We start from the raw sequence: 13,852 nt of genomic DNA on the forward strand, positions 1-13,852 counted from the left end.
AGATTTACTTTATAAATAATCTCTTAAATATTGATATTTCTTGGCATAATTTAAAATCCCTCACATATCATACATAACTTATTCGTCTTGGCAAGATTACCGTAACAAAAAGCATAGATTTCCCTACTTCATAAGTATTAAAACCTAAACTTCAGGAAAGGTGGGAAGATGATACTAATACAGTTTCTTGATGAAAATGCACTTTATTCCGCACTGTAGAGATGCTGCATGCAACGTCTCTACATCATTTATTTGGCGCAACTTCATAGACAATTGGTATAACTTCAACTGTTATTGTTAAATAGGACTCACGCACCCAGATTTTCTGTTGATATCTGGTGTAAGGGTTGTAAAATTTCCATCAACTCAGACTGAATTACTCTTCATCATTGCTGTCACTAAAACTCACCTTTTCATAAATTTCAGGTATAGAAATTTGTAAATCAACAGTGCTGAGTGATAAAGTTGCAGAGTCACTTTCTAATTCAGTAAACAACCATTGATCAGCCGCAGTTTTTACATATTTCATCACATGATGTTGATACTGGTCGATTAAAATATATTCTTGAAATTCTGGAATAGGGCGATAATAATGAAACTTATCGCCTTGGTCATAATTTTTTGTGGACTTAGATAAAACTTCTACTATTAATGATGGATTGGTGACAGTGGTGGTATTAGTTCCGGCATAAACCGGCTCACCTTGAATTACCATGACATCAGGATAGGTATATTGCTGATAACGGGGTAGCCATAAACGCACATCAGCCATGTAAATCTCGTAATCTTGAGCGCGCAAAGCAGATTTTAAAGCAAATGCTGTATTAAGGGCTATTTTATTATGATTAGTAGTGCCGCCTGTCATCGGAATGATTTCTCCATTGCGGTATTCGCTTCTAAATTCGGCTTTTTCTTCCAGTTCTAGATATTCTTCGGGGGTGTAATAACGTTTTTGGGTTGCGGTTTGCATAACAGTTTTCACCTATAGAGAAGAATCACAGCTTAATTGTTTATTTTTGTGGCGATCGCCTAGCGTTTTTTGATATCCAATAGACTGATTGTAAGATGCGTAGGCGTAACCCGTCGTAGACATCGCTCGGCATAGATCCTAATACTTTCATTTATAAAATAAAGATGTACTCATAACTGAGGAACGGGAAATCAATCATGCTAAATTACAATCCATTAGCTTGCTTACCATCATCAGAGGAACTACCAGACTCGGACGATACCCCCGTGGATAATGAATTACAAGATTTGATTCCCGGTTTACTCAAAGCCCTTTTGGCGATGGCTTGGCCAGAACGCATGGATTGGTTTTTTGGCGTAGATATGGGTATTTATTATGACCCTGACTCACCAGCAATAGTACCGGATGGGTTTTTGAGTTTGGGTGTAGAACGATTTTATGATGCAAATCTTCGTCCCAGTTATGTGCTTTGGGAAGAAAAGAAACTACCAGTATTAGTGCTGGAGGTAGTATCCCAAACATATCGCGGTGAATACTCAACTAAGAAAGCGGAGTATGCAAAACTAGGGATTTTGTATTATGTGGTTTACAATCCATTGCGTCGCCGCAAGCCACGATTGGAAGTATACAAATTAGTTAACAATGTTTATGAGTTATATGATGGCAATCCTGTGTGGCTACCAGAAATAGGTTTAGGAATTGGTATAGAACAGGGAACTTATCTCGGTATTCCCCGCGAGTGGGTGTATTGGTATAACCAAGAAGGGCAAAGGCTTTTAACTCCGGAAGAACAAGCACAGCAAGCACAGCAACGCGCCGAATTATTAGCAGAAAGATTGCGATCGCTTGGCGTAGATCCTGATTTAATCTAAGAGCATATTTTAAAATTTCTCTGGTCAGTAGCAAAACGTTTTAGATCCCCCTAAATCCACGCCACTTGCTACACAGCATATAAATGTGTGTACAGCGTAGCTTCCCTTGTAGAGAAGAGTTAGGGTTTAGGTCTGTATTACATTCAACTGCAAACCGCTATCACTAAGCTCAAAAGTTCATTAACGAAGCTTTGAAGTTCTCGAATTAAGCTCAAAGATTCATCAATGGAGTTCAAACACTCGCCCATGAGTATCAAAGACTCTCGCGTGAATGTCAAAGACTCTCCCACGAGTATTAAACACTCTCCCACAAGTATCAAACACTCGCCCACAAGTATTAAACACTCGCCCATGAGTATCAAAGACTCTCGCGTGAATATCAAAGACTCGCCCACGAGTATTAAACACTCTCGCGTGAGTATCAAAGACTCGCCCACGAATATCAAACACTCTCCCGCGAGTATTAAACACTCATTACAGCAACTTTCATTTACCTAAACCACACACTCACCTTCTTCTTTGCGCCTTTGCGCCTCTGCGTGAGACAAAAACTTTCAAGAATTCCCCATCACCCTCTCAAGACTCACCCTCACATCTTCAGCGTGTGGTGACTGTAATCGCTGCAAAATCTCTAAAGCTGGTTGCAAATAAGATATCGCCTTAGCGTATTCACCCTGCTGTTCCGCCAAATGCCCCAAACACCACAGAGTTATTGCTTTGCCTTGGACATTACCAATGTGTTCAGTTATTTCCAAAGACTGGTGGTAGAGTGCGATCGCTTGAGCGACTTCCCCTTTATCGGCATGGAGAATTCCCAGTTGGTGCAAAGTCGCCGCTTTGCCTTGGACATTTCCAATGCGTTCTTTTATTTCTAAAGACTGATTGTAGAGTGCTATTGCTTGATCCACTTCCCCTTTGTCGTCTTTCAGCATCCCTAAATAATCATAGATTGCTCCTAATTCTCGTTCGTCTTCTGCGGGACAAAGATTTAAAGCTTGTTCGTAATAGTTTGATGCTCGATCAACCTCACCTATTTGGTGTTCACAATAAGCAATTTCTCTGAGAACCGTTGACATTTTGGTAGGGTGCGTCAGTGCCATAGAACCTAACTATACAGAGAAATTATTCATACTGACGCACCCTACTGGCTTTAGGTCGGTTAGTGTCAATCTGTCTACGACACGCTACGGAAACATAGAGAAGCCGCAGGTTATTACGAATTACTTTGCCGTGAAGCTTGGGCGCGTTTGTTAATTTCTGACCAATTAACTACATTCCACCAGTTATTTAAATATTCAGGACGACGATTTTGATATCTGAGATAATAGGCGTGTTCCCAGACATCATTCCCCATGATTGGGTATGAACCTTCTGCGATAGGGCTATCCTGATTAGGAGTGCTGACAATCTGTAACTGTCCTTGGGGATTTCGCACTAACCAAACCCAACCACTACCAAAGCGATCGCCTCCTGCTTTGTTAAACTGTTTTTTGAACTCTTCAAAATTGCCAAAGGTTTGGTTGATTTCTTGGGCGATGTCTCCTGTTGGTTGTCCACCGCCATTGGGACTCATAATTTGCCAGAAAATTGTATGGTTGAGATGTCCGCCACCATTATTACGTACTGTGTTGCGAATATCTTCAGGCACACTATTCAAATCCCGCAGTAAAGCTTCTACACTACTATTTTGCAGTTCTGGATGCTTTTTCAACGCATTATTAAGGTTATTAACGTAAGCGGCATGATGTTTATCGTGATGCAGTTTCATAGTTTCTGCATCGATCGCTTTCTCTAGTGCATCATAACCATAAGGTAATGGCGGTAACTCGGCTGGATTTGTCCCCAGTGGGCGGTCTAGAAAACCTATGGAACGTTTATCTGTTGCGGTCGCAGTGGTTTGCACAGGACTTGCTACATTAGTTGGGAGGGAATTTGCTGCCTCTTGAGGTTGGCAAGCATAAAGCATAGATGTCACTAGAATTACCATGAAAAAGCCAATAAACCGTTGCCACAGAGATGATTTCATGTTGTTGCCTCTTGTTTGTTCTTAAATTGAGCTATAATATGCTCTGCTTATATAGTTGGTGCCAAAATTCTTAATAGCAAAGAATAAATAATTGCCAGAAAAATTGGACTTTATATGGCGCTTAAAACACAATAACTTAATCTGGATTCAGAGTTAATAGATAATAGGTAATAAGACAATTAGATTTTATTCTTTTTAGCTGTGACGCTAGCCTGCGCTCACGATTTTCTCACCTGATAACGTACTAGCTCTTGAACATCTTGAGGCTGTAGTTTTAATACTTGAGCAGTCATTGATTCTATCATATTTATTTCGGTGACTGGAAATACAAAGCTCAACTTTCTCAGTGATTTATTAGCAGTTATTACTTCAATAAATGTTATTTCTTTTTCTTTTTTAATCTCAGCTTTAATTGCCTTTAATGCTACAGGAATATTGACGGTCACTGGTTGATTACGATTTATCTTTTTTACTTGAGGATACAATCCAAATGTTTTGGCGATCGCTGCTTCATCAAAATTAGATTTAGGAAATTCCATTTCTACTGTCTTGAGCAGAGAATCGCCAATATTAATATTAACTTTTGTTAGGCTTTGGTCTTGTTCTATTTGAGTATCAATTACCGTAAAACTCATCATTAATATAACTTGCGTCAGCTGATCAGCTTGTAACTTATCTATTGTCCTATAAGACAAAGCTAATAAGTGCTTCGTTAACAAATCACTGCCAGCCCAAAAAGAAATACCCACCAGCAAAAGTGACATAATAATCAGCAAAATATGTGGACGTAAATCAGGCATAGATGTAATTTGTCAAGTAAAATGGTCTTAAATCTTTAATAAGGTCTGAAAAAATTTATCAATTTTCCAGTAAAACTATCTATTGATAGATATATAATCTGTCTCCTGGTCGAACAAATCAAAATATAAAATTGGGATAGTAGTTATGATAGATATCAAAACACTTATCTTTATTAAAAAGGATCTGACAATTCCATCCCCAAAAATCTTATGCGGATATTACTAGTGGAAGATGATTATGAACAATTAGAGCCATTACAAGGTATCTTATCGGAAGCTGGCTATATTGTAGATACGGCGGAAGACGGAGAAATTGCCGAGTGGTTGATTTCCCAAAAGGATTATGACCTACTGATTTTAGATTGGATGCTACCCACAATAAGCGGGTTAAGTTTGTGCCGCCAGTATCGTTGTTCGGGTAAAACTGCACCTATATTGATGCTAACGGCCAGAGACACCACACCAGACAAAGTGATGGGTTTAGATGCTGGTGCAGATGATTATCTCGTCAAACCCGCAGACTTAGTAGAACTGTTGGCGCGGGTTCGTGCTTTAGCAAGGCGAGTTCCCAATTGGCAAGGAGACAGCTTGCGTGTTGCAGACTTACAATTGCATCTAGCATATTTAACCGTAGAACGAGAGCAACTCAAAGTCGAGCTATCTCCCCGTGAAGCACGATTACTCGAATACCTCATGCGTCACCCCAATCAGGTTTTAACTCGCAGCCAGATAGAAGAAGCACTGTGGGAGTGGGGAATGGAACCAGAAAGCAATGCTTTAACCGTACTGGTACGCAAGCTGCGACACCGTTTGCAGCAAGTAGATGCAGCAGAGTGGATTAGAACGGTTTATGGTATGGGTTATCGCCTAAATCCACAATATTAAATATTGTCAATCAATGGGATAATTGCCTAAAAGATAGGGACTGGGAATTGGGAACTAGGTGAAGCCGGAGAACATAACTAATTACCCACTACCTATTACCCATTACCTTATGAACAGTTCTGATGACTACAAAAGCGATCGCAATATTTGATATAGATGGAGTTATCCGCGATGTTGGGGGTTCCTATCGTCGAGCCTTAGCAGACACGGTAGAGTACTTTACAAATAAGGCCTATCGTCCCACTTCTTTAGAAATTGATGAACTGAAATCCGAAGGTATTTGGAACAACGATTGGGAAGCGTCTCAAGAATTAATCTCCCGTTACTTTGCAGCTCAAGGAACACGCCGTGAACAATTGCAACTAGACTACAACAATATAGTTGCCTTTTTTCAATCCCGTTACCGTGGCCCAGACCCAGACAATTGGACGGGATATATCTGTGATGAACCGTTATTATTACAACCAAGTTATTTAGAACAACTTACACAAGCGGGTATTGCTTGGGGATTTTTTAGCGGTGCTACTCGTGGTTCTGCTAACTATGTTTTAAAACAACGTTTGGGTTTACACTCTCCCGTACTCATTGCAATGGAAGATGCGCCAGGTAAACCAGACCCCACAGGACTTTTTGCAACTATTAGCCAGTTAGAGGATGGGCTAGAGGAAAAATCAGTAATTCTCTATGTCGGAGACACGGTAGCAGATATGTACACAGTCAGCAAGGCTAGAGAAATCAAACCTCACCGTACTTGGATTGGAGTAGGTATCTTACCGCCTCATGTCCAAGAAACAGCAGCCCGTCGAGAAGCTTATGCACAAACATTAGTAACAGCCGGTGCAGCAGTAGTTTTAAGTAATGTTGAACAGTTAAATCCAGCGCAAATACAAGAGTTATTACAGCAGTTGTCTTAACAATAGGACTTACGTACCCAGATTTTCTGTTGAGACCGGGTGTAGGGGTGTAAAACATTTATTTTGAATTTTAAGCTTTAGCTTCCCGTAGGGTATTTTGAATTGATTCATACCCTTCTCCAAACCCTTGATCTTTCGTTGTCATGCGTAATACCAATTTGAAAAAAGAATGCGATAGATAAACCATCCGTAGAGACGCGATAAATCGCGTCTTCACCCCATGATGTGTTGCAATCATTATTTGAATTGGTATAAGTCCTAAGCAGTTCAAAATTAAACCTATTCCCAAGTCTTAACTTTACGATCAAGGCAAAAATACGTAAGTAAATAACTATCAATAAGGGCTGTTAACATTTAACAGCCCTCACAATGGATTGTGCAACTTAAAAACAGAGTAGCTTATCTGCTAGATCAATCAATTAAATGCGTAGTACTATACTCCGAAAAAACTACTATAATCACGTTTTTTCACTGAAAATACATCAAGTTTTCATATTCAAATAAGTGTACTTACTTATACTGTATATAGCGCTGCAAAAAAGATTAAAAACTTGAGGTGCATTTGGCTCAAGCATGAATTGATTCCTTTTATCTCATGTCATTTAAAGAAATATGATCATCAAATTCACCGTGGTGATATGCACTTATAACGGTGCAACAAGACTGCCTAATGTACTTGATAAATTGCAAAATCAAATAGGTACAGAAGCGATTCCGTGGGAAATACTTGTAGTTGATAACAACAGTACAGACAGCACCAAACAAGTAGTCCAGCAGTATCAAAATACTTGTTTTAAATTCGGGCAATTGCGATATAGTTTTGAGCCAGAACAAGGATTAGCGATCGCCCGTCAACACGCTGTTGCAGCAGCCAGAGGAGAGCTAATTGGCTTTTTAGATGACGATAATGTTCCCTCTCCCACATGGGTTGCTAGTGCCTATTTATTTGCTCAAAATCATCCTCGTGCAGGTGCTTATGGTAGTCGTATTCAGGGTGAATTTGAAGCTCCTCCTCCAGCTGATTTCCAACGCATAGCAGCACTACTAGCCTTAACAGAGCGAGGCTCGAACAAGCTGCTCTATGAGCCAAAAAAAAAGGTACTGCCCCCTGGAGCCGGGTTAGTGGTGCGAAAACAAGCTTGGTTAGAAAATGTGCCAGAAAGATGTTTTCTCCAAGGTCGAGTTTGCGAACCCTATTTACCAGGGGAAGATTTAGAAGCACTACTACATATTCAACAAGCCGGATGGGATATTTGGTATAACCCAGAAATGCAAATAACTCACCAAATCCCTCATTGGCGGTTAAAGAAAGATTATCTTGTTGATTTATGCCGTGGTATTGGGTTGAGCCGTTATCACACGCGGATGTTGAGTGTTAAACCTTGGCAAGCTCCTGTTTTATTTTGGGTATATATTTTTAATGATCTACGTAAACTTCTTCTGCACTTATGCAAATATCGCGGTAGCGTCAAGAGGGATTTGATTGCAGCTTGTGAACTGGAACTATTTATTGGTAGCTTGCTAAGTCCTCCCTATATTTGGCAAGCATACATCAAAAAATATTTTCATTTAATTTGAGTCTCCAACTTCGCCTCCATTGGAGACTCACGTTAATTTACGCCACCGCGAACCGTCCCCTACACCCTCCAAGAGTTGCGTACACTCACTAAATAAGGCAAAATTGATAACACTAATTGGTTGCCAATATGCGTGTTCCAATAGTTGTGATTTTGGTGGTGGGGCTATTCGTGAGTCGGGAACATCAGCCAGTACTGGCGAATTTTCCGGTGGAGACGAAAGATTTGTCTGACGGAACGGTTATTGATGGATACGCCAAATATGGTGATTATGTAGGTGTTCCGGAAACGGGTGAACTTACCCAAACAATTGTTCAGGATGTGCAAATTCGGTTTATCGACGACAATAATCAGTCTGTAGATGAGCAGGGAAAACCGATTATAGGACGCACCCAAAAAGATTTTATTTTAGGTTTGTTAAAACTCAAGCCTGGTCAAATATTCCGTGATGAAGCTCTACAGGCAGATTTGCGAAGATTGCAGAAACTAGAGTCATTCACTTATGTTAGGGCTTACCGAGAAGAAAATCCCTTTGGGGTAAGTATTATTTATGATGTTAAAGAGCGCCGCTTTCCTAGTTGGAATTACGGTATAGGCAATAACGATGATATTGGCTTGTCTGGCCGGGTAACTTATAAAGATGCCAACATTAGCGGTTTAAATGACCAACTGACAACAACCGTGCAGGTTAGCGGTAAAGATATCCAATTTAATAGCCGATTTACAAGTCCTTATCGTCCAGGAGAACCAGAACGTCTGGGTTATAGTGTAACAGCTTTCCGCGATCGCCAAATATCCCGTACCTTTGATGATGAGATCAGACTAGCCAATGGTAACAGAACCAGGGAAGGTAGATTTGGTGGTTCTGTGGCTTTACTCCGTTCTTTTGATGAATGGGATGGGGCGTTAGGTTTTAACTACACCAGGATTAGTCTCCGTGATCAAGATTACAACGTTGTCCGGGCTGATGGCTTAGGTAATCCGCTTTCGGCAAGTGGTAAGGGCATTGATGACCTATTTACATTATCCTTGGCTGTAACGAGAGATTTACGAGATCATCGCCTCAATCCCACTCAAGGTTCAATTCTCACCCTCAGCACCGAACAAGCCATTCCCTTGGGACTAGGGAATATTTTTAGTAACCGTCTCCAAGGAAACTATATTCAATATCTACCAGTCACCTGGATAGGAAATCAGAATCTTACAGATAATCCGGAGATGGTGGCTGTAAATTTGCAACTTGGCACAATTTTTGGAGAATTTCCCCCGGCTGATGCGTTTAATTTAGGCGGGCTAAATTCGGTACGCGGTTATGGTTCAGGAAAACTCGCCAGTGGTCGCAGTTATGGTTTAGCTTCTGTGGAATATCGTTTTCCCATTGTGGAGTCAATCGGCGGAGTTGTATTTACCGATTTCGCCTCAGATTTTGGTTCTGGTAAAACAGTCATCGGGGAACCAGGTGTAGTCAGAAACAAACCGGGAAGCGGCTTTGGCTATGGCTTAGGAGTCCGCTTAAACTCTCCTTTTGGTTTATTTCGTGGTGACTTGGGAGTTAGTGACCAAGGAGAAATCAGATTTGAGATTACAACTGGACAAAGATTTTAATCAATAGTCAATAAGTGATTGGTCAAATATCATTATTTTTCTCACTACTTCCCCCAATCTAAGGCAAAAGAAAAAATCTTTTACCTTTTTACTTTTTACTTTCTTGTCCCCAATGATGAAATATTGGCGTGAAACCATCGCAGTTACCAAACGTATTTTAATTGAACTGTTACGCCGTAGACGCAGTTTGATTTTTTGGAGTATCTTCCCGATTTCGGTACTGACTTTGAGTGGTTTTATATTAGCAGAACGGGCGGAACTACCCCTAGCTGATGCTTTTTCCTATGCTGCACCTTCAACTTTAGTGGGTGCTGCACTGTTCTTTAGTTGCTTGGGCGGTACTGTGTCTACTGTAGTAGCAGAAAGAGAACAACAAACCCTCAAACGTCTTTTTCTGTCTCCCTTGAGTGGTTTATCTTATTTTTTGGGGATTTTCCTGGCCCATAGTTGCATTGGTATTGGTCAGGCTTTATTAATTTATGCGATCGCTGCTTTTTGGGGCGCAACTTTTAAAGGTTCAATTTTATTAGGATTGGGAATTATTTTTCTGAGTATTGCTGCTTACGTTGGTTTGGGTTTTATTCTCGGTACACAATTAGCCAGGCGGATTGAAGATGTCAATTCTTTGGTAGCCGCCTTTGGCGTTCCTTTATTAATTCTGGGTGGGGCATTTTTACCGACTGCATTGTTTCCTAAAACCCTGATCAATATAGCTAAATATAATCCCATTTATCATATGAATGAAGCTTTAGTTGCTGTATCTTCAAAAGGGGAACCAGTTGATAAAATAGCTTCACACATTACTTTTTTATTAGCATTCGCTATAGCGATGATTATTGGTGGTTGGTTATCGTATCAACGAATGTTAATTGTAGAGAGAAGATTATAATTGAGCAGAAAGATGCTAAATATTCATAATTTAAATAAATCCTATGGCGATCGTCAGGTTCTACAAAATTTAACTCTGAATATTACTAACAGTGAAATTTACGGTTTACTAGGTGCAAATGGCTCTGGTAAAACCACAACAATTAATATTATTTGTAATTTACTGAAAGCTGATAGTGGTGAGATTAAACTTAATAATCAGCTTATTTCTGAATCAACCAAAAAACTAATTGGTATTGCCCCTCAAGAAAATCTTTTATATAAAACCCTGACTTGTGAAGAAAATCTCCAGTTTTTTGGAGAAATTTATGGCTTAAGTAGAAAAAATATTCAAAAACAAACTAAAGATATTTTAGATGCTATCAACTTATCAGATAGGGCAAAAAGTCCGGTAGAAACTTTGAGTGGCGGGATGCAACGGCGATTAAATATTGCTGTAGCATTAGTACATCAGCCGAAGTTGGTAATTCTTGATGAACCAACTACAGGTTTAGATATTGAAGCACGTTACGAAATTTGGGAATTGATTCGACGACTGAAAACTCAGGGAATTACAGTTTTACTCACCACTCATTTATTAGATGAAGCAGAACGCTTATGTGAAAAAATTGGTATCCTTAAAAACGGACAGATTTTAGTTGAGGGTAGTTTAGCTGAGTTACGTAATTTAATTCCAGCACAAGAGGTTTTATTATTGAAAACTACACAAGAAAAAGAGGCGATCGCTCGCGCTCAAACCTACGGTTTTACCCATAGATACTATGATCAAGAATTAGCCTTCTGGCTACCTGAATCTTTGGAGTTAAAAGAGATAATTTCTCGTTTTGAAGGTATAAATATCGAGGCAATTTCTCGCCAACCAGTAAAACTAGAACATATTTATTTAGAAGTAACTCAACAAATTTAAAATCTCCGAGAACACATTCTCTACCTTATATCTTGCACCACTCTCTTATTGCCAAAATCACAGGCTAAAAGGCTGCTTATTTCGTAGGGTGGGCAATGTCCACCACTTGCTTATTGAGCAGGTGCAAGATGTCAGCTACTCTTGGATCAATTAATGTGATAAATAAACAAATCCATGAATAAACATTCATCCTTAGAATGGATAATTATTACTTCCATACTCACAGTCAGCAGTGTTGCCTATCTTAGCAATCAATTCATTTTCAAAAATGCTGAAAAAAAGCAATTAGAGGTAGCCCAAGAAAACTGGCTTAAACAGGGAATCTCACATTATAGAATTACTATTAATTATTTGTCTCCCAATAAATGTCAGCAAGAAGTTGAGATTAAAAATGAAACAGTAGTTGCTGTCAAGAACAACACTTGTACAAGTATATCTCCATTAACTGTTACGGAGATGTTCAAGGAAATTGAACTGCTTGCAACAGGAAAAGAATGCGGGCCAAATGGATGCGCTTGTGATGGAACTATAGGAGTAGATGCTACCTATGATGATCGATTTGGATACCCACACCGAGTTGCAATTAAATTACAACCGGAAAAACGTTGGTTACACTTCAATTCTTTGAGTGATATATATCCTGGAAGAAACTGCACATTAGTAGGCTATATCAATAAAAGAATCATTATTCGTGATTTTACTCCTCTCGACAATTAAACATTCATACCAAATTAATATGAAGCTGCGCCAAATAAATGATGTAGAGCCGTTGCATACAAAGTCTCTACAGTACAGAATAAAGTGTATCTTCATCAATAAATGCTTAGGACTTACGCACACAGGTTGTCTGTTGAGACCGGGTGTAAGGGTATAGGGGTGTAAGGGTTTCAAACATTTATACCTCTATACCCTTCTCCAAACCCTTGATATTTCGTTTTCATGCGTAAGTCCTAACGGTATTACAGAATGAGAAAATAATGCCAAATCTGCTCCCGTCTATCAAAGAAGTCTTCTCCATTGTGGGGATACTTTTGAGCTTTATTGGTCTTTTCTTGAGCATCTGGATTATAATTCCAGCACCAATTTACCTTTTACTACCTCTAGGGGTGGGAGCGCCAGAAGTCTGTCATTGGTCACTATTGTTAAATGCTACAGCTTTTGCCCTCTTGCTTTTCAGATTACCTGGTAACTTACTGCAATACGCTGCTTTAAGTATTAGTATAGTTGGAATTATTCTCAGTATAACGCCACTGCTGCAAATACCAACTACGCAACAGCAGATGCAGTCAGCAATGGAGAAACAATTAGGTAAAGACTACCTCAAACCAATTCTAGAACAAAAACATTTTGGGCGATCGCCTATGATGGGGCGTACCTTATCCCATCCTTTTAATATCATAGATGCGTTTAAAGGTATTCACATAGATGATGTACGTTACACACCCAACATCGAATTTGCATCACCTGATGGGATATCTTTGCGCCTCAACATCTACCGTCCTCAGCAAATTGGCAAATACCCCGGAATCGTCGTCATTCATGGCGGAGGTTGGCAAAGTGGAAGTCCAGAAAATAACGCCGATTTCAGTCGATATATGGCCGCTAGAGGCTATACAGTCTTTGCCATTACTTACCGCTATGCACCCACTTACAAATTTCCAGCCCAACTTGATGATGTCCGCAGCGCCTTAACTTTTATCCAGCAACACGCCACCGAGTATGAAACCGATATTAACCGTATCGCCATACTTGGACGTTCCGCCGGTGGACAATTAGCAATGTTAACTGCTTATCAGCAAAATGCTTTACCCATTCGTGCAGTCATTAGTTATTATGCTCCATCTAACCTAGCAAAAGGTTATCGAGAACCACCTACACCAGACCCCTTAAATGTAAGATCAGTACTTGAAGCTTTTTTAGGTGGTACACCAGATCAAGTCCCAGAACAATATACTAAAGCTTCCCCAATTAATTACGTGAATCGTCCACTGCCACCGACTTTGTTAATTCATGGTGGTCGCGACCATATCATCCAAATCATTTTCCCCAGAACTTTGTTTCAGTCTTTGCAAAATAGTGGAAATAAAGCGATTTTATTAGAAATTCCTTGGGCTGAACACGCTTTTGACTATATATTCAATGGAGCAAGTAATCAGTTAGCCCTTTACCACACCGAGCGTTTTTTAGCTTGGGCATTGCAAGAAAAAGTATGAAGTTAATTGCTTACCATATGGTTTGTCTAGGTAGTAATTTGTAGTAATTTGAAGTATCCATAATTTATTGAAGACTTTGTAATCATAACCAGCCTAATTGCTCAGTTGGTTGTTTAATCTATATATAAGTAATACTTGTAAATACCTGGTTGCAGTCACTAATTAAATCAGGTGACATGAGCATTTATATCAAAA

Annotated in this window: 14 protein-coding genes; 9 read left to right on the forward strand and 5 right to left on the reverse strand. The window is 39.6% G+C overall.

The features are described 5' to 3' along the window. Window positions 1–376: 376 nt before the first annotated feature. Complete coding sequence (locus GSQ19_RS12460) at window positions 377–970, reverse strand: Uma2 family endonuclease (protein ID WP_011318266.1); 594 nt, start codon at window positions 968–970, stop codon at window positions 377–379. A 197-nt stretch (window positions 971–1,167) separates the two neighbouring features. Between GSQ19_RS12460 and GSQ19_RS12465 the strand changes: the two genes are divergently transcribed. Beyond that, the gene (locus GSQ19_RS12465; protein WP_011318267.1) at window positions 1,168–1,842 is read left to right on the forward strand and encodes a Uma2 family endonuclease; all 675 of its coding nucleotides are present in this window, start codon (window positions 1,168–1,170) and stop codon (window positions 1,840–1,842) included. Window positions 1,843–2,064: 222 nt separating this feature from the next. Here the strand turns inward: GSQ19_RS12465 and GSQ19_RS12470 are convergent, their stop codons facing one another. The 4 genes from GSQ19_RS12470 to GSQ19_RS12485 all read right to left on the reverse strand — a co-directional run bounded on the left by GSQ19_RS12470 (window position 2,065) and on the right by GSQ19_RS12485 (window position 4,668). Next, entirely contained in the window at window positions 2,065–2,313 is a 249-nt protein-coding gene (locus GSQ19_RS12470; protein ID WP_153228356.1) for a hypothetical protein, read from the reverse strand. An 83-nt stretch (window positions 2,314–2,396) separates the two neighbouring features. Beyond that, entirely contained in the window at window positions 2,397–2,942 is a 546-nt protein-coding gene (locus GSQ19_RS12475) for a tetratricopeptide repeat protein (RefSeq protein ID WP_011318268.1), read from the reverse strand. Window positions 2,943–3,055: 113 nt separating this feature from the next. Then, entirely contained in the window at window positions 3,056–3,868 is an 813-nt protein-coding gene (locus GSQ19_RS12480) for a superoxide dismutase (protein ID WP_011318269.1), read from the reverse strand. A gap of 218 nt (window positions 3,869–4,086) precedes the next feature. Further along, the gene (locus GSQ19_RS12485) at window positions 4,087–4,668 is read right to left on the reverse strand and encodes a hypothetical protein (RefSeq protein ID WP_011318270.1); all 582 of its coding nucleotides are present in this window, start codon (window positions 4,666–4,668) and stop codon (window positions 4,087–4,089) included. 210 nt (window positions 4,669–4,878) lie between these two features. On the opposite strand from GSQ19_RS12485, the gene rppA reads away from it, so the two are divergent. The 8 genes from rppA (at window position 4,879) to GSQ19_RS12525 (ending at window position 13,657) form a co-directional block, all read left to right on the forward strand. Beyond that, a complete protein-coding gene (gene rppA, locus GSQ19_RS12490; RefSeq protein WP_011318271.1) occupies window positions 4,879–5,553 on the forward strand; it encodes a two-component system response regulator RppA in 675 nt (224 codons plus the stop codon). A gap of 122 nt (window positions 5,554–5,675) precedes the next feature. Then, the gene (locus GSQ19_RS12495; protein WP_011318272.1) at window positions 5,676–6,467 is read left to right on the forward strand and encodes a TIGR01548 family HAD-type hydrolase; all 792 of its coding nucleotides are present in this window, start codon (window positions 5,676–5,678) and stop codon (window positions 6,465–6,467) included. 612 nt (window positions 6,468–7,079) lie between these two features. Continuing rightward, window positions 7,080–8,045, forward strand: coding sequence for a hormogonium polysaccharide biosynthesis glycosyltransferase HpsE (hpsE, locus tag GSQ19_RS12500; RefSeq protein ID WP_011318273.1), 966 nt, complete (start codon window positions 7,080–7,082; stop codon window positions 8,043–8,045). A 128-nt stretch (window positions 8,046–8,173) separates the two neighbouring features. Continuing rightward, window positions 8,174–9,649: a BamA/TamA family outer membrane protein gene (locus tag GSQ19_RS12505; protein WP_011318274.1), complete on the forward strand. Its 1,476-nt coding sequence runs from the start codon at window positions 8,174–8,176 to the stop codon at window positions 9,647–9,649. A 115-nt stretch (window positions 9,650–9,764) separates the two neighbouring features. Then, complete coding sequence (locus GSQ19_RS12510; protein ID WP_041456074.1) at window positions 9,765–10,538, forward strand: ABC transporter permease; 774 nt, start codon at window positions 9,765–9,767, stop codon at window positions 10,536–10,538. A gap of 12 nt (window positions 10,539–10,550) precedes the next feature. Further along, window positions 10,551–11,444 (forward strand): ABC transporter ATP-binding protein, encoded by an 894-nt coding sequence (locus GSQ19_RS12515; RefSeq protein WP_011318276.1) that lies wholly within the window; start codon window positions 10,551–10,553, stop codon window positions 11,442–11,444. A gap of 174 nt (window positions 11,445–11,618) precedes the next feature. Next, window positions 11,619–12,161, forward strand: a complete 543-nt coding sequence (locus tag GSQ19_RS12520) for a DUF6174 domain-containing protein (protein WP_011318277.1) — start codon at window positions 11,619–11,621, stop codon at window positions 12,159–12,161. A 260-nt stretch (window positions 12,162–12,421) separates the two neighbouring features. Further along, entirely contained in the window at window positions 12,422–13,657 is a 1,236-nt protein-coding gene (locus tag GSQ19_RS12525) for an alpha/beta hydrolase (protein ID WP_011318278.1), read from the forward strand. Window positions 13,658–13,852 lie beyond the last annotated feature (195 nt).

The sequence above is a fragment of the Trichormus variabilis 0441 genome (genome assembly GCF_009856605.1).
Lineage (GTDB): Bacteria > Cyanobacteriota > Cyanobacteriia > Cyanobacteriales > Nostocaceae > Trichormus > Trichormus variabilis.

Excerpts from the sequence above, each read along its gene's own strand:
- GSQ19_RS12485 (WP_011318270.1), bottom strand. The coding sequence starts at position 4,668 with ATGCCTGATTTACGTCCACATATTTTGCTGATTATTATGTCACTTTTG.
- GSQ19_RS12525 (WP_011318278.1), top strand. The coding sequence starts at position 12,422 with ATGCCAAATCTGCTCCCGTCTATCAAAGAAGTCTTCTCCATTGTGGGG.
- rppA (WP_011318271.1), top strand. The coding sequence starts at position 4,879 with ATGCGGATATTACTAGTGGAAGATGATTATGAACAATTAGAGCCATTA.
- GSQ19_RS12480 (WP_011318269.1), bottom strand. The coding sequence starts at position 3,868 with ATGAAATCATCTCTGTGGCAACGGTTTATTGGCTTTTTCATGGTAATT.
- GSQ19_RS12475 (WP_011318268.1), bottom strand. The coding sequence starts at position 2,942 with ATGGCACTGACGCACCCTACCAAAATGTCAACGGTTCTCAGAGAAATT.
- GSQ19_RS12505 (WP_011318274.1), top strand. The coding sequence starts at position 8,174 with ATGCGTGTTCCAATAGTTGTGATTTTGGTGGTGGGGCTATTCGTGAGT.
- GSQ19_RS12465 (WP_011318267.1), top strand. The coding sequence starts at position 1,168 with ATGCTAAATTACAATCCATTAGCTTGCTTACCATCATCAGAGGAACTA.
- hpsE (WP_011318273.1), top strand. The coding sequence starts at position 7,080 with ATGATCATCAAATTCACCGTGGTGATATGCACTTATAACGGTGCAACA.
- GSQ19_RS12495 (WP_011318272.1), top strand. The coding sequence starts at position 5,676 with ATGACTACAAAAGCGATCGCAATATTTGATATAGATGGAGTTATCCGC.
- GSQ19_RS12510 (WP_041456074.1), top strand. The coding sequence starts at position 9,765 with ATGAAATATTGGCGTGAAACCATCGCAGTTACCAAACGTATTTTAATT.
- GSQ19_RS12515 (WP_011318276.1), top strand. The coding sequence starts at position 10,551 with ATGCTAAATATTCATAATTTAAATAAATCCTATGGCGATCGTCAGGTT.
- GSQ19_RS12460 (WP_011318266.1), bottom strand. The coding sequence starts at position 970 with ATGCAAACCGCAACCCAAAAACGTTATTACACCCCCGAAGAATATCTA.
- GSQ19_RS12520 (WP_011318277.1), top strand. The coding sequence starts at position 11,619 with ATGAATAAACATTCATCCTTAGAATGGATAATTATTACTTCCATACTC.